Source organism: Arthrobacter ginsengisoli (assembly GCF_031456935.1).
GTDB classification, from domain to species: Bacteria; Actinomycetota; Actinomycetes; order Actinomycetales; family Micrococcaceae; genus Arthrobacter; species Arthrobacter ginsengisoli.
In genome coordinates this window covers 371,704-391,290 of record NZ_JAVDVQ010000001.1, presented here as the reverse complement: position 1 = coordinate 391,290, position 19,587 = coordinate 371,704, and the positions used below count along the sequence as shown (strand labels likewise).

15 protein-coding genes and 2 pseudogenes are annotated in these 19,587 nt (G+C 64.5%); 10 read left to right on the top strand and 7 right to left on the bottom strand.

Annotated elements, in window-relative coordinates:
• Window positions 1-82: 82 nt before the first annotated feature.
• The gene (locus J2X01_RS01810; protein WP_310050032.1) at window positions 83-589 is read right to left on the bottom strand and encodes a DUF2004 domain-containing protein; all 507 of its coding nucleotides are present in this window, start codon (window positions 587-589) and stop codon (window positions 83-85) included.
• Window positions 590-688: 99 nt separating this feature from the next.
• On the opposite strand from J2X01_RS01810, the gene J2X01_RS01805 reads away from it, so the two are divergent.
• The gene (locus tag J2X01_RS01805) at window positions 689-2,095 is read left to right on the top strand and encodes an aldehyde dehydrogenase family protein (protein ID WP_310050029.1); all 1,407 of its coding nucleotides are present in this window, start codon (window positions 689-691) and stop codon (window positions 2,093-2,095) included.
• A 1-nt stretch (window position 2,096) separates the two neighbouring features.
• On the opposite strand, the gene J2X01_RS01800 is transcribed toward J2X01_RS01805, so the two are convergent.
• Window positions 2,097-3,041 (bottom strand): LysR family transcriptional regulator, encoded by a 945-nt coding sequence (locus J2X01_RS01800; RefSeq protein WP_310050028.1) that lies wholly within the window; start codon window positions 3,039-3,041, stop codon window positions 2,097-2,099.
• 185 nt (window positions 3,042-3,226) lie between these two features.
• Between J2X01_RS01800 and J2X01_RS01795 the strand changes: the two genes are divergently transcribed.
• The 8 genes and pseudogenes from J2X01_RS01795 to J2X01_RS21990 form a co-directional block, all read left to right on the top strand.
• On the top strand, window positions 3,227-4,660 hold the full coding sequence (locus J2X01_RS01795) for an NAD(P)/FAD-dependent oxidoreductase (protein WP_310050025.1): 1,434 nt from the start codon (window positions 3,227-3,229) through the stop codon (window positions 4,658-4,660).
• Window positions 4,657-5,385, top strand: coding sequence for a DUF1365 domain-containing protein (locus tag J2X01_RS01790; protein WP_310050023.1), 729 nt, complete (start codon window positions 4,657-4,659; stop codon window positions 5,383-5,385). The genes J2X01_RS01795 and J2X01_RS01790 overlap by 4 nt, the downstream gene beginning before the upstream one ends.
• On the top strand, window positions 5,382-6,782 hold the full coding sequence (locus tag J2X01_RS01785) for a class I SAM-dependent methyltransferase (protein ID WP_310050021.1): 1,401 nt from the start codon (window positions 5,382-5,384) through the stop codon (window positions 6,780-6,782). The genes J2X01_RS01790 and J2X01_RS01785 overlap by 4 nt, the downstream gene beginning before the upstream one ends.
• A gap of 501 nt (window positions 6,783-7,283) precedes the next feature.
• Entirely contained in the window at window positions 7,284-7,523 is a 240-nt protein-coding gene (nrdH, locus tag J2X01_RS01780; RefSeq protein WP_310050019.1) for a glutaredoxin-like protein NrdH, read from the top strand.
• A 42-nt stretch (window positions 7,524-7,565) separates the two neighbouring features.
• Window positions 7,566-8,036, top strand: coding sequence for a class Ib ribonucleoside-diphosphate reductase assembly flavoprotein NrdI (gene nrdI, locus J2X01_RS01775; RefSeq protein ID WP_310050017.1), 471 nt, complete (start codon window positions 7,566-7,568; stop codon window positions 8,034-8,036).
• A 71-nt stretch (window positions 8,037-8,107) separates the two neighbouring features.
• Window positions 8,108-10,228, top strand: a complete 2,121-nt coding sequence (gene nrdE / locus J2X01_RS01770; protein ID WP_310050213.1) for a class 1b ribonucleoside-diphosphate reductase subunit alpha — start codon at window positions 8,108-8,110, stop codon at window positions 10,226-10,228.
• Window positions 10,229-10,320: 92 nt separating this feature from the next.
• Complete coding sequence (nrdF, locus tag J2X01_RS01765) at window positions 10,321-11,295, top strand: class 1b ribonucleoside-diphosphate reductase subunit beta (RefSeq protein ID WP_264354130.1); 975 nt, start codon at window positions 10,321-10,323, stop codon at window positions 11,293-11,295.
• A 217-nt stretch (window positions 11,296-11,512) separates the two neighbouring features.
• Window positions 11,513-11,893 (top strand): annotated as a pseudogene (locus J2X01_RS21990) (cyclase family protein); the annotation flags it as partial.
• A 49-nt stretch (window positions 11,894-11,942) separates the two neighbouring features.
• Here J2X01_RS21990 and J2X01_RS01755 read toward each other — a convergent pair.
• The 5 genes and pseudogenes from J2X01_RS01755 to J2X01_RS01735 all read right to left on the bottom strand — a co-directional run bounded on the left by J2X01_RS01755 (window position 11,943) and on the right by J2X01_RS01735 (window position 16,810).
• A complete protein-coding gene (locus J2X01_RS01755; protein WP_310050012.1) occupies window positions 11,943-12,167 on the bottom strand; it encodes a hypothetical protein in 225 nt (74 codons plus the stop codon).
• Between the two features lie 389 nt (window positions 12,168-12,556).
• A pseudogene (gene pdxS, locus J2X01_RS01750) lies at window positions 12,557-13,339 on the bottom strand (pyridoxal 5'-phosphate synthase lyase subunit PdxS); the annotation flags it as partial.
• Between the two features lie 200 nt (window positions 13,340-13,539).
• Window positions 13,540-14,655, bottom strand: a complete 1,116-nt coding sequence (locus tag J2X01_RS01745) for a threonine aldolase family protein (protein WP_310050010.1) — start codon at window positions 14,653-14,655, stop codon at window positions 13,540-13,542.
• Window positions 14,652-15,410: an SDR family NAD(P)-dependent oxidoreductase gene (locus J2X01_RS01740; protein ID WP_310050008.1), complete on the bottom strand. Its 759-nt coding sequence runs from the start codon at window positions 15,408-15,410 to the stop codon at window positions 14,652-14,654. Before J2X01_RS01740 ends, J2X01_RS01745 begins: the two co-directional genes overlap by 4 nt.
• Window positions 15,407-16,810, bottom strand: coding sequence for a DUF6421 family protein (locus tag J2X01_RS01735; protein ID WP_310050006.1), 1,404 nt, complete (start codon window positions 16,808-16,810; stop codon window positions 15,407-15,409). Before J2X01_RS01735 ends, J2X01_RS01740 begins: the two co-directional genes overlap by 4 nt.
• A gap of 1,191 nt (window positions 16,811-18,001) precedes the next feature.
• On the opposite strand from J2X01_RS01735, the gene J2X01_RS01730 reads away from it, so the two are divergent.
• Window positions 18,002-19,564, top strand: coding sequence for an amino acid permease (locus J2X01_RS01730; protein ID WP_310050005.1), 1,563 nt, complete (start codon window positions 18,002-18,004; stop codon window positions 19,562-19,564).
• The last annotated feature ends 23 nt before the right edge of the window (window positions 19,565-19,587 follow it).

Here is a 19,587-nt window from a genome sequence, read left to right as displayed (position 1 = left end):
GCCGGCGTCGTACGTTCTATTCATCGACTGCTGAGCAGCCGCCCTTTTCAGCGCCCGGAAGGGCCGTTACGGAGCAGTCGATTCAGGATTCCCAGAGGATCTCGTCGTCCACGACGCCGTCCTCGTCCGCGGAGGCCACCAGGACCTCGTCGGTGAAGTGCTTGCCGAGCGTGAAGTCGAGCACGAAGTAGCGTTCCGGCTGGCCGGGGAAGATGCCCACATGGCCCAGCTTCAGCGCCTTGAGGAAGACCGCGTCGGTGAGCTGGTTCTTGTCCTCGACGCCGAACACCGTCTTCAGCTGCTCGTCCTTGATCGCGTTGCAGTGGAAGTGCCGGTACTCCTGCGGGCTGGTGCCGTCCTCCTGAAGCTCCTCGGCGATCATTTCGCGGACCTGGTCCACGAGTTCAGGCAGGAAGCGCAGCCGGTAGTCAACTTTGTGCAGGGCCGCTTCGTCGAAGTGGTCATGCGCATTGACATTCAGGTCAAGCTCCACGGTCTGGCCCGCCAGTTCGCGCGTGGCGGTGAAGTTGTGGTCCCTTCCGTGGTTGAGCTCGACCTCGCCGAAGTGTTTGCTCGCTACCTTGTTCATATCTTCAACATAGTCCTCAAAACCGGCCCGTTCCAGCATTCCCAAGGTTTTATCCGGTACCGGACCCGGGCGGCCGCCCGCTGCCGGTACATTGGGCGGATGCAAACCGTTGCCCCCGCCGTCGCCCGCGCCCGTGACCTTTTCAACACCGGAGCCACCCGCCCGCTGGCCTGGCGGCTCGAGCAGCTGGGCAGCCTGCGCCGGATGCTGGCCGAGCGCCGCACGGAATTTGCCGAAGCGCTGGGCAGCGACCTCGGCAAGCACGCCACCGAGGCCCTGCTGACGGAAATCGGTTTTGTCACGGCCGAAGCCGCGCACCTGGAAAGGAACCTTGAGGCGTGGCTGCGTCCGCGTCCGGTCGCCGTGCCCCTGGCCGTCCAGCCGGCCAGGGCCTGGACCGAACTGACGCCGCTGGGTGTGGTCCTGGTGATCGGCCCGTGGAACTACCCGCTGCAGCTGCTGCTCGCCCCGCTGGCCGGGGCCCTCGCAGCGGGCAACACCGTGGTGCTCAAGCCGAGCGAACACGCCCCGGCCACCTCGGCGGCCCTGGCGCGCTGGATTCCGGAGTACCTGCCCGGCGCGGCCGAGGTGGTGGAGGGCGGCATCCCGGAGACCACCGCCCTGCTGGCGCTGCGCTTTGACCACATCTTCTTCACCGGCGGCGACGCCGCCGCCAAAGTGGTGCTGCGCGCCGCGGCCGAGTACCTGACCCCGGTCACCCTGGAACTGGGTGGCAAGTCCCCGGCCTACGTGGACTCCTCCACGGACCTGGCCAAGGCGGCCAAACGGCTCGCCTGGGGCCGGTTCATGAACGCCGGGCAGACCTGCGTGGCGCCCGACTACATCCTGGCCACCGAGGACGTGCTCGTCCCGCTGGAGCGCGAACTTGTCACGGCGATCGGCGCGCTCTTCGGCGCGGACGCCGCCGCCAGCGAGTCCTACGGCCGGATCGTCAACGACCGGCACTTCGCCCGGATCGCCGCCCTCGCGGACGGCAGCACCGTGGTGCACGGCGGCGAACGGAACGCCGCCAGCCGCCACTTCGCCCCCACCCTGCTCCGGCCCGCCCCGGGGGACGCCGTCATGGGGGAGGAGATCTTCGGACCGCTGCTCCCGCTGGTCCCGGTGGCCGGGCGGGATGAGGCCATCCGGATCATCAACGACGGCGCCAAACCGCTGGCGCTGTATGTGTTCAGCAACGACGCCGGCACCCGCCGGGCGTTCGCGGAACGCACCTCCTCGGGGGCGCTGTGCTTCGACGTCCCGGCGGCGCACCTGATGGTTCCGGGCCTGCCGTTCGGTGGGGTCGGCGGCAGCGGCATGGGCGCCTACCACGGGGAGCACTCGCTGAAGACCTTCTCGCACGAGCGCTCGACCCTGGCCAAACCGTTCCGTCCGGACACCCTGGCCCTGATCTACCCGCCGTACACCAGGACCAAGCACCGGATCATCAGCGCCCTCGCTGGCGCCGGCGCCGGGCTACGGCAGCGGTTCCGGCGGCGCTGACTCAGCCCCTGCGCTGGTCCGCCGGCCTGGGGACCGGCTTCAACGCCGGGGAGTTGAAGGTGTCGGCGAGCAGGTCAAGGAACAGCCGGACCTGCGCGGTCTGCTTCTCATTGATCAGCAGGGCAAAGACGTTTCGCGCCAGCCGAATCTCGGGAACGTCCAGCACCACCACCCCGGCCGGGCGGTGCAGCAGGGCGAGCTCGGGAACCAGCGCCGCGCCGAGCCCGGCCGCGGCCATCTCGAGGCTCGCGTGGAAGTCATCGCTGTACGCCACCACGCGCGGGTGCAGGTTACAGCTGGCAAAGAGCCGCTCGATCACGGTCGCGTCGGAGGTGCCCGGGTGGTGCACAATCCACGGCATGTCCGACAGGTGGTCCGCGGCGACCTTGGAATCCGTGCCGATGCCCCAGGCCGCGGGCAGCACCACCCGGAAGTCGTCGTCGCCGATCCATTGCCGGTTGATGGTGTGCGGCCAGGCGAGCCCGGACTGCCCCACCTGGTAGACCAGGGCGACGTCGAGTTCGCCGCCGGTGCGCAGGCCCTGGATGGTCTGGGCCGGCTCCGCCACGGACACCCGCAGGTCGATGCCGAGCTTCTTCCAGGCCGGGTTCGCGAGGATCCGCGGCAGCACATAGGTGGCCAGGCTCGGGAAGATGCCGAGCCGGAGTTCCTGCCGTGCGGTGTCCCCGGTGCGGGACGCCGCCGCCATCAGCGCCTCGATATCCGTGAGGACCTTGGCCGCGTGCCGGGTCATGACCAGGGCCGCGTCGGTGGGCTGGATGCTGCGGGCGGAGCGCTGGAACAGCTCGACGCCGGTGTCGCGCTCCAGCGCGGACATCTGCTGGGACACCGCCGATGCCGTGTAGCCGAGCCGGATGGCGGCCGCCGCAAAGGACCCCAGCCGGGTCACTTCGACAAGGGTCCGCAGATGGACGGGGTTAATCAAGGGCTGCCCTTCGCCTGGTGCCGGTGTGCCGGGACCGCAATCCCGCTTCATTCTGGCACATTTGGCACCAGCGGAATTGCTGGGAAGTCGCACACATCCATCAGCCCTCCGGCGACGAATTGCCCATAAGAGGATTCACCAGAACGATTCAGGCAGTCGACGTACCAGCCAACAGGAGCAGATCAGTGTCAGATGCAGCAGGGATACCCGGGGGCCGGCGGATAGCCGTGATTGGCAGCGGCGTGGCGGGACTGACCGCCGCGTACGTCCTGAACCGGCAGGACACCGTGACCCTGTTCGAAGCCGAGCCGCGGCTCGGCGGCCACGCCCACACCCACGACGTGCCGCAGGCCGGCGGTCCGGTGCTCGGGATCGACACCGGCTTCATCGTCCACAACGCGCGGACCTACCCGACGCTGCTGCGGCTCTTCGCCGAGCTGGGCATTGAGACCCAGGACTCGGAAATGAGCATGTCCGTCCGCTGCGACGGCTGTGGCCTGGAATACGCCGGCGCCCGGGCCAAGGGCCGCGGCATCCTTCCGCGGCCCTCCACCGTGCTGCGCGGCCGCTACCTGCTGATGCTGCTCGAGGTGCTGCGCTTCTACCGCCGGGCCCGGGCCCTGCTCGCCGAGGCGAGCGACGCCGGGAACGCCGCCGGGAGCGCGGCGGGCGGCACGCCGGGGGAGACCGAGCTGACCCTGGGCGCCTTCCTGGCCCGGGAGAAGTTCAGCGGCTACTTCATCTCGCACTTCATGACCCCGATAGTCAGCGCCGTCTGGTCCTGCGACCCCACCATGGCGCTCGCCTACCCGGCCCGCTACCTCTTCACCTTCCTGGCCCACCACGGCCTGCTCGGCGTCTCGGGCTCACCTCAGTGGCGCACCGTCACCGGCGGCTCGCGCAGCTACGTGGACAAGATCGCCGCCACGCTGCCGGAAATCCGCCTCGCCAGCCCGGTCACCGGAGTGCGCCGGCACGCGGACGGGGTGGTCCTGACCACCAGCACCGGTTCCGGAACATTGAGCACAGAGACCTTCGACGCCGTCGTGATCGCCACCCACCCGGCCCAGGCGCTGGGCATGCTCAGCGACGCCTCGCCCGCCGAACGCGACGCGCTCGCCGGGATGCCCTACTCGGTCAACCACACCGTCTTCCACCGCGACGCCGCCGTGCTGCCGGCCAGCGACAACGCCAAGGCGTCCTGGAACTACCGGCTGCCGTCCTGCGACGCGCGCCCGGACAAGGTCCTGGTCAGCTACGACATGACCCGCCTGCAGCGGCTCGAGCCCGCGGACGGCGGGCGCTACATCGTCAGCCTGGGCGAATCCGAGCTGATCGCGGACCACACCGTGCTCGAACGCATGGTCTACGAACACCCGCAGTACACCCCCGAATCCCTCCACGCGCAGCAGCGGATCCTGGCACTCGGCGACGGCCGGCTGGCCTTCGCCGGCGCCTACCACGGCTGGGGTTTCCACGAGGACGGCGCCCTCTCCGGGGTCCGCGCCGCCGCGCGGCTCGGACGCGGCTGGGATGACCCCGCCGTCGCGCTGAACGAGCAGTACCATGCCGTCGCCATCGACCCGGACCTGCAGACCGTCGCCGCGGAGGGCTCATGAGCGCACCGGCCATCTACCGCACCTCGATCGCGCATGTGCGGCGCACGCCGCTGAAGAACGCCTTCACCTACCGCAGCTACAGCTGGTATGTCGACGTCGACCGGCTCCCCGCGGTGCCCCGAATGCTCCGGCCGCTCGCCGGCTTCAGCGTGGCGGACCACCTGGGCGACCCGGACGGCACGCTCCGCGGCAATGTGGAGGCGTTCCTCGCCACGCGGGGGATCGGACTGGACGGCGGCCGGATCACCATGCTGGCCAGCGCCCGCGTGTTCGGGCACGTTTTCAACCCGCTGAGCCTGTTCTGGTGCCACGACGCCGCCGGGGAACTGCGCTGCGTCCTCGCCGAGGTCCACAACACCTACGGGGAACGGCACTGCTACCTGCTCGAAACGGACGACGCCGGCCGGGCCAGCGTGCCGAAGGCGTTGTACGTCTCACCCTTCAACGACGTCGACGGCCAGTACCGGATGAAACTTCCGGAACCCGGCGAACGGCTCGCCGTCTCGATCGTGCTGGAACGCGCGGGGCACCAGCCCTTCCTCGCCAGCGTCGACGGCGAACGCCGCGGGGCCACCGTGCCGAACATCCTCGCCGCGGCGCTCGCGGTCCCGCTGGCACCCTTGCGCGTCGCCGCGCAGATCCGCTGGCAGGGAATCAAACTTTGGGCCCGCCGGCTGCCCCTCATCAAACGACCCCACCACCCCTCACAGGAGGCAGTCCAGTGACAATGACCGAAGCGACCGGATCAGGCGCTGCGCGCCAGACCAGCGAGGCCGCAACCCCGTATACGGTGCCGCAGCCGCCCGCGGTGGTCGACGCCGCCATCTGGCCCGGCATCGCCACCGTCCCCTCCGGGCTGAAAGCAGCGGTGGCCGGCCGGGTGGCCGAGGCCATCTTTAAGGCCGCCGTCCGCCGGCTTCCGCTGGAGGTCCGGTACCCAGACGGGACCGTGCTCGGGAAGGTCGACGCCGGCAAGGCCGCCGCCACCGCCGGGTCCCGGACGGCCGGATCACCGACGTCGTATCCCGTCATGACCATCAACCGGCCCGGCGCCTTCGCGGCCCGGGTCGGCGACGGCGGACTGATCGGCCTGGGCGAGTCGTACATGGCCGGCGACTGGGACGCCGAGGACCTCACCGCGGTGCTCGAAGTGTTCGCGGCCAGCGTCGGCAACCTCGTGCCCGAACCGCTGCAGAAACTGCGCGCCCTCTACCTGCCGCGCCAGCCCCGCCGGGAACGCAACACCGAGCAGAACACCCGCTCGAACATCTCGCGGCACTACGACCTCTCCAACGAGCTCTTCGCCACGTTCCTGGACGAGACCATGACCTACTCCAGCGCGCTCTTCCCGGAGGCCGGCGGGGCGCTGCAGAGCGTGGCCTGGGACGGCTTCGCCGCGGCCCAGCAAGCCAAGATCGACCGGCTCCTGGACAAGGCCGGCGTCGGACCGGGCACCAGGGTGCTGGAGATCGGCACCGGCTGGGGCGAACTCGCCCTCCGCGCGGCCCAGCGCGGCGCCACGGTCTACTCGGTCACGCTGTCCAGCGAGCAGCAGGAACTGGCCCGCCAGCGGGTGGCCGAGGCCGGCCATGCCGCCGCGGTCACGATCGAGCTCAAGGACTACCGCGCCGTCGAAGGCGAGTACGACGCCGTCGTCTCCGTCGAAATGATCGAGGCGGTGGGCTTCGAGTACTGGGCCACCTACTTCCAGACAATCGAGCGGGTCCTCGCCCCGGGCGGGAAGGTCGCCATCCAGGCCATCACGATCGCGCACGACCGGCTGCTGGCCACCCGCTCCAGCTACACCTGGGTGCACAAGTACATCTTCCCGGGCGGCGTCATTCCCTCCGTGCGGGCCATCGAGGAGATCACCGAGAAGCAGACCGGACTCCGGGTCCGCGAACGCCTCGCCATGGGGGAGCACTACGCCCAGACACTGCGGCTCTGGGAGGACCGGTTTATGGCCCGCGCCGCCGAGGTCCATGGCCTGGGCTTCGACGAGATCTTCCAGCGCATGTGGCTGTTCTACCTCTGCTACTCCCGCGCAGGCTTCGAGACCGGCTACCTCGACGTACAGCAGATCGTGCTGGACCGGCGGACGGCGGGCGAGCCCGGCCACTGACTGTCGCTGTTAGGCGCCTCACGTTCGAAGAAGGCGGACACCCCTCCGGTGTCCGCCTTCTGCGTGTTCCCGGACACCACACCTAGTGCTTAACGGCACTCCGGACCTGGGTGGGCAGGGACCGCGACACGCCGTCTCCGGCACGACACGCGGGGGAGTTAATTGTGCAAAGGTACTCCACAGCCTGTGGATTTCGTCCGGTTAAACTGCGGAACTACGGACATTTTGCGGCACCCTGCCTGTGGACTGGCGGTGCATTAAATGACATACTTGTAATACATCATCTTGGGGTCCACATCGGGCTCATGCACAACATGTAGTATCGAGATACAGTTCCAGCGGAGCAGCAGTGCTCGCCAGGCAACGCCAGTAGCGGATCAGGATTCCTGTCCCGGACCGGCCCGCCCGGACCACTGGCACCAGAGACTCAGCTCAACAGCCGCAGCTCCACACAGTACACATTTCGCAGGACCAAAGACTTCAACAAAGGGGACAGGAACCATGACCGTAACGGTTTACACCAAGCCGGCCTGTGTTCAGTGCAACGCGACATACCGCGCGCTGGACAAGAAGGGCATCACCTACCAGAGCGTCGACATCTCGCAGGATGCGGATGCCCTCGAGCGCCTGAAGGCCCTCGGTTACATGCAGGCCCCGGTTGTCGTCACGGACCAGGACCACTGGTCCGGCTTCCGCCCCGACAAGATCGAAGAACTGGCACAGGCCGTCGCCGTCGCCTGAACCGCTTCGCAAGAATTCACGTCAGATGAGGTGAGTGACTCCATGGCACTGGCAACAGCCGACGCGCCGCTGGCAGCAGGCTCCGCCCGAACCACCAGCAGCCACCTCATCTACTTCTCCTCCACGTCGGAGAACACCGCACGCTTCGTCCGGAAGCTGGGCATCGACGCGGCACGGATCCCGCTCCACCCGAGGGAACCCGCGCTCGTGGCCATTGAGCCCTATGTACTGGTGCTTCCCACCTACGGCGGCACCGGGGGAGAGGGATCCGTTCCGAAGCAGGTCATCCGCTTCCTGAACGATCCGCGCAACCGGCAGCAGCTCCGGGGAGTGATCGGGGCGGGCAACACGAACTTTGGGGACAACTACTGCATGGCCGGCGACATCATCGCCGCGAAGTGCCAGGTCCCGCATTTATATCGTTTCGAACTCATGGGGACGCCGGAAGACGTCAGCCGTGTACAACAAGGATTGGAAGAATTTTGGACACGACTGTCGCAGACACAGAAGTAGCCGGGTCCGGCTCCGCCGCGAAGACCAGCGCCGCCGTCGAGAAGCACACCGTCCCTGGTGAGAAGCCGGCCATGCCGGCCGCCTACCAGGGCCTGGGCTACCACGAGCTCAATGCCATGCTGAACCTCTACGGCCCGAACGGGGAGATCCAGTTCGGGGCTGACCGCGAGGCCGCGCACCAGTACTTCCTGCAGCACGTGAACAACAACACCGTGTTCTTCCACGACCTTGAGGAAAAGCTCGACTACCTCGTGAAGAACGAGTACTACGAGCGGGAAACCCTCGACCAGTACACGATGAACTTCATCCGCGATCTCTACAACCGCGCGTACAAGAAGAAGTTCCGCTTCGAGACCTTCCTCGGCGCATTTAAGTTCTACACCTCCTACACGCTGAAGACGTTCGACGGAAAGCGCTTCCTGGAGCGCTACGAGGACCGCGTCTGCATGGTGGCCCTGCACCTGGCCCGCGGCGACGAGCAGCTCGCCACCCAGATGGTGGACGAGATCATCGAGGGCCGCTTCCAGCCGGCCACCCCGACGTTCCTGAACGCCGGGAAGAAGCAGCGCGGCGAGCTGGTCTCCTGCTTCCTGCTCCGCATCGAAGACAACATGGAGTCGATCGGCCGTTCCATCAACTCCGCCCTGCAGCTGTCCAAGCGCGGCGGCGGCGTGGCGTTCGCGCTGACCAACATCCGCGAGGTCGGCGCGCCGATCAAGCAGATCGAGAACCAGTCCTCGGGCGTCATCCCCGTGATGAAGCTCCTCGAGGACAGCTTCTCCTACGCCAACCAGCTCGGTGCCCGCCAGGGTGCGGGAGCCGTGTACCTGCACGCGCACCACCCGGACATCTACCGCTTCCTGGACACCAAGCGCGAGAACGCGGACGAGAAGATCCGGATCAAGACCCTCTCCCTCGGCGTCGTGATCCCGGACATCACCTTCGAGCTGGCCAAGAAGGACGAGGACATGTACCTGTTCTCGCCGTACGACGTCGAAAAGGTCTACGGCATGCCGTTCTCCGACGTCTCGGTCACCGAGAAGTACTACGAGATGGTGGACGATTCCCGGATCAAGAAGACTAAGATCAAGGCGCGCGAGTTCTTCCAGACCCTCGCCGAGATCCAGTTCGAATCCGGTTACCCGTACATCATGTTCGAGGACACCGTGAACCGGGAAAACCCGATCGACGGCAAGATCATCATGTCCAACCTCTGCTCCGAGATCCTCCAGGTCTCCCAGCCCACGACGTACCACGATGACCTGTCCTACGACCAGACCGGCAAGGACATCTCCTGCAACCTGGGCTCGCTGAACATCGCCAAGGCCATGGACTCGCCGGACTTCGGCCTGACCATCGAGACCGCCATCCGCGCGCTCTCGGCCGTGTCGGACATGTCCAACATCACGTCGGTTCCCTCGATCGCCCGCGGCAACGACCAGAGCCACGCGATCGGCCTCGGCCAGATGAACCTGCACGGCTACCTGGCCCGCGAGCGGGTGCACTACGGTTCCGAAGAAGGCATTGACTTCACCAACATCTACTTCTACTCGGTGGTGTTCCACGCGGTCCGCGCCTCCAATCGGCTGTCCATCCAGACCGGGCAGACCTTCGGCGGCTTCGAGAAGTCCAAGTACGCCTCCGGTGAGTTCTTCGACAAGTACACGGACCAGGAATGGGTCCCGCAGACCGCCAAGGTCGCGGAGCTGTTCAAGAACATCCACATCCCCACGCAGGATGACTGGCGCGAGCTGAAGGCCTCCGTCATGGAGCACGGCATCTACAACCAGAACCTGCAGGCGGTGCCGCCGACGGGCTCGATCAGCTACATCAACAACTCCACCTCCTCGATCCACCCGGTGGCGTCCAAGATCGAGATCCGCAAGGAAGGCAAGCTGGGCCGCGTTTACTACCCGGCGCCGTACCTGACGAATGACAACCTGGACTACTACCAGGACGCGTACGAGATCGGCTACGAGAAGGTCATCGACACCTACGCCGCGGCCACGCAGCACGTGGACCAGGGCCTGTCCCTGACGCTGTTCTTCAAGGACACCGCCTCCACGCGCGACATCAACAAGGCCCAGATCTACGCCTGGAAGAAGGGCATCAAGACCATCTACTACATCCGTCTCCGCCAGCTCGCGCTGGAAGGGACTGAGGTGGACGGCTGCGTCAGCTGCATGCTTTAATCTTCAACTAAAATCGTGACAGTACGACGGCGGGCGCCCGCCCGCCGTCGTACGCTTTAACCAGAGAACCGACCCAACTTTTAGGGGATGACATGACCGAGAAGGTCAAGCTGCTTAGCCACGTTGAAGCCATTAACTGGAACCGCATCCAGGACGACAAGGACGTGGATGTCTGGAACCGCCTGGTCAACAACTTCTGGCTGCCGGAGAAGATCCCGCTGTCCAACGACGTGCAGTCGTGGGCGACGCTGACTCCGGACGAGCAGCAGCTCACCATGCGAGTGTTCACCGGACTGACCCTGCTGGACACCATCCAGGGCACCGTCGGCGCGGTCTCGCTGATTCCGGATGCGATCACCCCGCATGAAGAGGCTGTCTACACGAACATCGCATTCATGGAGTCCGTGCACGCCAAGAGCTACTCCTCCATCTTCTCCACGCTGGCCTCCACCAAGGAGATCGACGAGGCATTCCGCTGGTCCACCGAGAACGCGAACCTTCAGAAGAAGGCGCAGATCGTCATGGACTACTACCAGGGCGACGACCCGCTGAAGCGCAAGGTGGCTTCCACGCTGCTGGAGAGCTTCCTGTTCTATTCGGGCTTCTACCTGCCGATGTACTGGTCCTCACGGGCCAAGCTGACGAACACGGCCGACCTGATCCGTCTGATCATCCGCGACGAGGCTGTGCACGGCTACTACATCGGCTACAAGTTCCAGAAGGGCCTGGAAGGCCTGTCCGAGGAGCGCAAGCAGGAGATCAAGGACTACACGTTCGAGCTGCTCTTCGAGCTGTACGAAAACGAGGTCCAGTACACGCACGACCTCTACGACTCCGTCGGCCTGGCCGAGGACGTCAAGAAGTTCCTGCACTACAACGCCAACAAGGCGCTCATGAACCTCGGCTACGAAGCCATGTTCCCGGCCTCCGTCACCGACGTGAACCCGGCGATCCTGTCAGCGCTGTCACCGAACGCTGACGAAAACCATGATTTCTTCTCGGGATCGGGTTCGTCTTACGTGATTGGCAAGGCAGTCAATACTGAGGACGATGACTGGGACTTCTGAACTGACTGGACTGTGAGGTCGGAGGAGGCATGGCGGTTTGAACACTAGTTGGCGAAATGGGACTAGACGTTTGGCGAAGACCGACGATCCAGCTGGCGATACGGACGCCCGGGCTTGGTTGCAGACTCGCAACTAAGCCCGGGTTTCCTCGGGACTGACACTGGCTCCTCCAGCGCCAAGGTGCCAGCCTTTACTATGGCCGCCGGGTGGCTGGTGAGAATGGTTCCTGGCCCTCACCACCGAGGAGAAACAGCGAACCCGCGACGGCCGGCGTGCCACTGGCATCGCCCAATCACGGGACTTCGTTGCCTGGGCCCGGGACCACCGGCTCGCGGTTCTCGCCGCCGACAACTTCGCGTTCGAATGCCTCCCAGTCGTGTCCGGAAGCCCCTTCCTAAAGTCAGCCTCGAACGACCACGGCATGATGCACCAGCAACTCCTCACCAAACTCGGCATGCCCCTGGGCGAACTGTGGCGGCTTGGACCCCTCAGCCGACACCTGAAAACCACCGGCCAATGGGACGCCTTCATCAGTGTCAAACCGCTGAACATCACCGGAGGAACAGGCTCACCTGCCAACGCCACCGCAATGACGTGACCCCTCCCCACGAACCCGGCAACGCCCTCTCCAGCCCTTCCGCGCCACCTCACCCATGGCCGCCCGCTCCTACACTTACGGATTTCTGCCCGCAGACCTCCGCAGCGGAAAGCCGCCGCCAGTCGCGTAGTGGATCGAGCACACCCGTCACCGTCTTGAGTTCGCCGTCGTCACCGAATGCATCCGGGGTGAACTTCACGTGGACGTCCAGGGCCTTGAGCTGCTGGGCTTCCAGGAAGCTCAGTACAGCGCATGCAGCATCACGCTGTGCCATGGTCCCGGGCGAGGCGCCGCTGATGCCCGTGGGCTTGCGGGGGAGTTGGTGTCCCCGGGGGCGAACCCCTCACCGGCGTTTTTCTTTGCCCCGGGGATTGGAACGGATGTATTCGGGCGGCACGTAGGGGATTCCGTCTGAGGCTGGACCGACGCGTTATCTGTGCGGGAGGCAGGCACGCTTCTTGCAGTCTTGAAACCTTTGCGGGTACACGGCAATCCGTCCGCGGCCTCCGTCTAGCCACATCCAGCATGAGTCCGGCGACCCGCTGAACCAGGACGCAATGGCCTTCCTCCAGCTGTCCCCAGGCACTGGACGGAAGCTCCTCGCCTTTGTCATGCGTAATGGGTGGCAGGGAGCCCGCGAATCTCGATGGATTTCACCTGAAATCACCAGCCCCGTTCGGGGGGCCGGTGGGGCTGGGGGATCTCGTCGACGTTGATGCCCACCATGGCTTCGCCCAGGCCGCGGGAGGCCTTGGCGATGACGTCGGGTCGTTGTAGAAGGTGGTGGCCTTGACGACGGCGGCGGCTGGGCGGGGTTGCCGGACTCGAAGATGCCGGAGCTGCGGAACACGCCGTCGGCACCGAGCTGCATCATCATGGCCGCGTCGGCTGGGGTGGCGATGCCACCGGCTGTAACCGGGGAGCTTGCCGGCTGCGACGACTTCCTTGACCAGTTCGTACGGGGCCTGGAGTTCCTTGGCCGCAACGTACAGCTCGTCCTCAGGCAGGGAGGACCGCTTGGCGATCTCGGAGCGGATCTTGCGCATGTGTCCGGTGGCGTTGGAGACGTCATCGGTGCCGGCTTCACCTTTGGAGCGGATCATCGCCGCGCCCTTGTTTATGCGGCGCAGGGCCTCACCGAGGTTGATGGCGCCGCTGACGAAGGGAGAAGTGAAGTTCCACTTGTCGACGTGGTTGATGTAGTCGGCCGGGGTCAGGACCTCGGACTCGTCGATGTAGTCGACTCCGAGGGACTGCAGGACCTGGGCCTCGACGAAGTGGCCGATACGGGCCTTTGCCATGACCGGGATGGGCACGGAGTCGATGATCTTCTCGATCATGTCCGGATCGGACATCCGGGACACGCCGCCCTGGGCGCGGACATCAACCGCAACGCGTTCCAGCGCCCATCACAGCAACAGCACCGGCATCCTCCGCGATGCGGGCCTATCTGTAGGTCGATGTGGACGTGGGAGTGGTGAGAGGGCCCGTTGCGACCCGGGAGGGGCAGGCGTGAACTGGTTCAGCCCACATCGCGGCCGAAGAGCTCGTCCTTTTGTTTCTCCCCGACGATGACGCGGGCGCGGCCTCTTGAGACCGCGCCCGCTGGAAAGTACCGCCACCGGTTGGCAGTTACGTCTCTTTGTTTAGACGTTTCGTTGTGAAGCCGGGGAGCCTACGGCATCTTCAACTGCAGCCACGAGAGATTGGACGTCGGTTTCGGTGGTGTCCCAGGAGCACATCCACCGGACTTCGCCGCGTGCTTGGTCCCAGTCATAGAAGCGGAAGGATTCCCGGACTTTCGCGGCTGCCCCGGGTGGGAGGACGGCAAAGACGCCATTGGACTGTGTTGCTTGCGTCAGCGAGACGCCGTTAATGGCCGAGATTCCTTCGCTGAGACGTTGAGCCATCTCGTTGGCGTGACTGGCGGACCGCAGCCACAACCCATCCGTTAGCAGGGCTACCAGTTGCGCAGAGACGAAACGCATCTTTGAGGCAAGCTGCATGTTCATCTTGCGCAGGTAGCTCATGCCTGGGTCGGACTGTGGGTTGAGCCAGATAACGGCTTCGCCGAACAGCAGCCCGTTTTTGGTGCCGCCAAAAGACAGGACGTCGACACCGACGTCCGTGGTGAATGCCTGCAAAGGAAGCCCGAGATGTGCTGCAGCGTTGGCCAGCCTTGCTCCGTCCAGGTGGAGTTTCATTCCCTTCGCATGGACGTGTTCAGCGATCCGTTGGATTTCTTCCGGCGTGTAGCAGGTGCCGAGTTCGGTGGTCTGGGTGATCGATACGACCAGCGGTTGCGCCCGGTGCTCGTCTCCCCACCCCCAGGCTTCGGCGTCGATCAATTCCGGGGTGAGTTTGCCATCCGGTGTGGGGATCGGGAGGAGCTTTATTCCGCCAATCCGTTCCGGGGCGCCGTTTTCGTCGGTATTGATATGCGCTGTTGCTGCGCAGATGACAGCGCCCCAGCGCGGGAGCAGGGCTTGCAGGGCAAGGACGTTGGCCCCTGTTCCATTGAAGACCGGATATGCGGTAGCAGTTGTCCCGAGGTGGGACTGGATGACCTCTTGAAGCGCTGCTGAGTAGACATCTTCGCCGTATGCGGTGACGTGGCCTTCGTTGGCTGCCTGAACTGCTTCGATGATTTCGGGGTGAGCCCCGGCGTAGTTATCCGAGGCGAAGCCCCGGTATGCCGGGTCGTGCAGGCGCCCCGCCAGTACCTGCGGGACGCCTGCTTTGGTATCAACGCTGACGCTCATGCCGGTGCGCCCACGAGGTGGCCGGCCGTGAGGGGAAAGCGCTGCCCGTTGATCTGTTCTGCCTCCAGGTCGAAGATCCGCTGTACAGCGTCGGCAAGGACACTGACATCGGTGAAGCCCGGAAATTTCCGTTCCGGCTGGGCTGCGCGCATCCGCTCATCGACCAGAGCCTTGACGACGAAGACCAGGGCGGCTGAGTGCTGAGCGGAGAGGGGGCTTTCGGCTCCTCCCTGCAGGTGCCGGAATCCGTCGGCCACGGCCAGAGTCCATGCCTCGGCGGCGGACTTGACGGCGGCATAGGCGGCGCCGTCCGCTGTCGGCGAGGAAGCGGACTGTGCGGAAACGATGGCCAGGCGACCCACAGGGGAGGTAGCCAAGTCCTGGTATAATGCGCGGCTGGTGTTCCTCAGGGTGGTGAGGACGCTGGTGTGCAGGAAGTCCCAGTCTTCATCCGTCTGGCCTTTAATGCCGGTACCGCCTCGCCACCCTCCTACAAGATGGATAAGGCCGTCCACGGGGCCCAGATCGTTCCGGACAGACGTCGCCAAGTCCTCAACGGCTTGCAGGTCCGCGAGGTTGCAGACATAGCCCGTGACGTTGTCGTACGCTACCGAGAGCTCCTGCACTCGGTCCTCAAGAATGTCCACGGCGGCCACGCGTGCCCCTGCTTGCGAGAGGGTGCGGACTACCGCGACGCCGGCAGCGCTTGTCGAACCGGCGACGACGACCGTACGCCCCGAGAGGTCCTGGCTCATGCGCCCGCCTCGCCCTCAGTCTTCACAGGCCTCTTACCGGTGATCCCGGCAGTTGATTCAATGACCCAGGACATCTTCTTCTCCAGTGCCTCGTAGAACATCGACAGGGGGAATTCGTCATCAAGGATCTGGTCCGTCAGACCCCGGGGAGGGCCGTCGAGCAAAAGGGCCTCCGGTCCCTTGGCCCACACGGAGGCCGGGTGGGGGGCGAGGGTTTCCGAGACGAGCTCGTAGGCAGCCAGCCAGTGTGCGGTCTTCGGCCGGTCGATTGAACGCCAGTACAGTTCCTCGATGCGGAGACCCAGCTCGACGACCACGCCGGCGACGTCCTTCCAGTCGATGCTCAACTTTCCATCGGTCCAGTGCAGGACCCGGTGCTGGTGCATCCAGGCGAACAGCAATTGGCCGCCCACGGCGTCGTAGTTACGGATCCGGTTCCCGGTAATCGCAAAGCGGAAAATGCGGTCGAAGATCACGGCGTACTGGACCAGCTTGGCGTGCTTGCGGGCGTCCTCGGAAGCCGTTTCGTCCCGCTCGATGAGGACTGATTCGCGGAAGGCGGTCAGGTCACAGCGGAGCTCCTCCAGGGAGTACAGGAAATACGGCATCCGCTGCTTGATCATGAACGGGTCAAAGGGCAGGTCACCGCGCATGTGGGTCCGGTCATGGATCAGATCCCACATCACGAAGGTCTTCTCCGTGAGGTGCTGGTCTTCCATGAATTCCGCGGCGTCAGCCGGCAGGTCCAGGGAAGTGATGTCGGCAGCAGCTCTTAGGACGCGACGGAACCGGGCAGCTTCGCGGTCCGCGAAAATGCCTCCCCAAGTGAAGGAGGGGGTGCTCCGGACCGCTACGCTCTCGGGGAAGAGAACTGCGGAGTTCGTGTCATAGCCGGGCGTGAAATCGACGAAGCTGATGGGGACGAACAGCTTGTTGGAGTAGTTTGCTGCCTCCAGTTCAGCGACGAAAGAAGGCCAAATGACCTCGATGAGGACCGCCTCGAAGTAGCGGTTGGTGCTGCCGTTCTGCGTATACATAGGGAACACAACCAGGTGCGCCAACCCATCGATGCGCCACTGCTCGGGGTGGAAGGCCACCAATGAGTCGAGGAAATCCGGTACGACGAAGCCCTCGGACGCCCACCGCTGGAAGTCCTGCACGAGCAGTTCAAGGTAGTCCGTGTCGTGGGGGAGGTGGGGGCGCAGGTCGTTGATTGAGTCAGTAATGATGCCGACATTCTGGCGGGCCTGGCCATGATCAGCGGGTTCCGGAACGGAACCGTCCTGCACTTGAACCTGCTGCAGTCCGATGACGGCTGCCTTCAGAGCCTGCCATGCCGGGAGTGCCTTGAGGTCTTCTGCCCGGGTGGTTGTCACTTCCGGGTTTGCGATTACAGACATGCTCGTTCCTTCCGTTGAGGGGATCCCTGAAGAAGCTAGCACTGCGTAAGCACACGTGAAGGGTTCTTCCATCATGCATAAGAAATGCTTTTGCTCGGTGCCGTCTCTTCAGTGCTATGCCTACGCCTGACCCTAAGGTCGGGTGTCTTTAGGACATCCCATGAACGGCGCATCAGGATTGCAGAAGCGCACTATCAGGATGATCCGAGGTTCAGCTCCTGCCACTCGTGCCGATCAGTGGATGCCTTGGCAGTAAGACCGCACCGGGGCTGCTGTGTCTGTCTCTGGTTCAAATTCCCGCTGATACTCCCAGTGGGACAACAGCGTTGACCCGTTGCTCATCTGTCGGGGGGCCACGGCGTTGTTCGGGCGGCTCGCGGACGAAGTGCGGCAGCCCCGGGTTCCTGGCGATCTTCCTGGTTTACGAGATGACGGCTCCTTCTGCGCCCGGCACAGCCAGAGTGTTGCTGCTCAGCGGGGCCCGTGCGGCTGCCTCTGGATATCCAACTCGACAAGTTGGGTGTGATGGCCTTACTCGCCGCCTATCGACGCGGCGGGTCGTTGCAAAGCAGAAAGGGCTTCCTCCGGGGCTAGTTTCTGAGGCGCTTGCTGGTCGAACCGGTAAGTTCATCGAGGGGCACGCCCCGCTTGACGAGATGCTCCGACACCTCTTGTGCATCTTTACCCTTGGCATCATTCGCCTAACGCCGCCCGCCTGCCATAGCAGATCGTCAGAGCTGCTTACTCACCCGACGAAATCAAATCAGCAACTCTTATGCTCAAATCGGGTAACCCATGCCTATGCGTAAGGACTTGACCCGTCGGACGTGCAACATTCGCCACGCCAAAGGTCGCTGCCTTCACGTGTGTTAGCTTGATCACCATCCTTCCCGGCCCGGGACTCCGGAAGGCTTAAATCCACCGCAGCTACCTTTTCGGAGGCACCATGGGACTTAGCTCCCACACGCAAAAAAACGATCGGGTTATCGCTCCCCGCATCCCTGAAACCGATCTGTGTTTCGGTGCGGGACTCTTCCTCAGCTCGGGAGACAGCACCGCGGAGGCGAGACCTGTCGGGACCATTTTTTCCTACCAGCTCGCCACGGCAGTCGTAGACGCCTGCACCGGTCGAGCCGTCACCGGCACCAAGAATTCAAGCCGGATCGCAGCGATGCACCTTGGTGGTGTTGCATGACGCCAGTCAGTGAAACATCCGTTGAAATCACACCCGATGCAGTGGCACAACGCGGTTCATCCCCCGAGACAGGGGCAGTCCGCGCCTCGGGCGAAACCGGCAACGAACTCAAACGCGGGCTAAGCAGCCGCCATCTGCAGATGATCGCTATCGGCGGTGCGATCGGTACCGGGCTGTTCGTGGCCTCGGGCGCCACCATTTCCCAGGCGGGTCCCGGCGGTGCGCTGGTCGCCTACGCGCTGGTCGGGCTGATGGTATTCCTGTTGATGCAGTCACTGGGCGAGATGGCGGCCAAAATTCCGGTCGCCGGTTCCTTCCAGTCCTTTGCCACCCGTTTCGTCTCCCCGTCCTTTGGGTTCGCGATCGGCTGGAACTATTGGTTCAACTGGGCCATCACCGTGGCCGCCGAGCTGGTCGCGGCCGGAATCATCATGGACTTCTGGTTCCCGGGGGTCCCAGGATGGATGTGGGCTGGGTTATTCCTGCTGGTGCTGACCGGGCTCAATGCCCTCTCGGCGAAGTCCTTCGGAGAGTCGGAGTTTTGGCTCTCCCTGATCAAGGTCAGCGCAGTGGTGCTCTTCCTGATCGCCGGCGTGCTGATGATTTTCGGCATCCTCGGGGATAACTCTCCGGGACTGAGCAACTGGGAAAACCGCGATGACGTGTTCCACGGGGGATGGGTCTCGATCATCTCGGTCTTCATGGTTGCCGGGTTCTCCTTCCAGGGCACCGAACTCGTGGGAGTCGCCGCAGGCGAAGCCAAGAACCCCCGCCGCGAAGTGCCGAAGGCTATCCGGACTGTCTTCTGGCGCATCATGCTTTTTTACATTGGTGCCATCTTCATCATCGGCTGCCTGATCCCGTTCACCGATCCGAGCCTGCTGGCTTCCGGCGAGTCCGATATTGCAACATCGCCGTTTACCCTCGTCTTCTCGCGCGCCGGAATTGCCTTCGCAGGGGCCTTGATGAACGCCGTGATCTTGACCGCAATCCTGTCTGCGGGCAACTCGGGACTATATGCCTCCACTCGGATGCTTTACGCCATGGCCCATGACGGCATGGCACCGAAGATCTTCGGCCGAACCAATGCGCGTGGCGTGCCGATTCCGGCGTTGCTGGCCACCGCAGCCGTGGGACTCTTCGGGTTCCTCTCCGCGATCGTCGGTCAGGGCGCAGCTTACTCCTGGCTGCTGAACATATCGGGCCTATGCGGCTTCATCGTCTGGGCGGGAATCGCGGTCTCCCACTACCGCTTCAGGCGCGGCTTCCTGGCCCAGGGGAACAAAGTCAGTGACCTGCCGTACAAGGCGTCCCTGTTCCCCATTGGCCCACTGCTGGCCTTCGCCCTGCTGATACTGGTAATCGCGGGACAGAACTACGAGGCTGTGCTTGCCGGGCGGAGCATGGAGGTGCTTTCCTCCTACATCGGGTTGCCAGTGTTCATCATCCTGTGGCTGGCTCACCGCTTCATCACCAAGTCCAAAGTGGTGCCGCTGCTCGAGATGGATCTCACGGCACCTAAGGACCTCGAGGACGAACCTAGGGGCGGCACCCAGTAACCATGCTGCGCGGGCTACCCCAC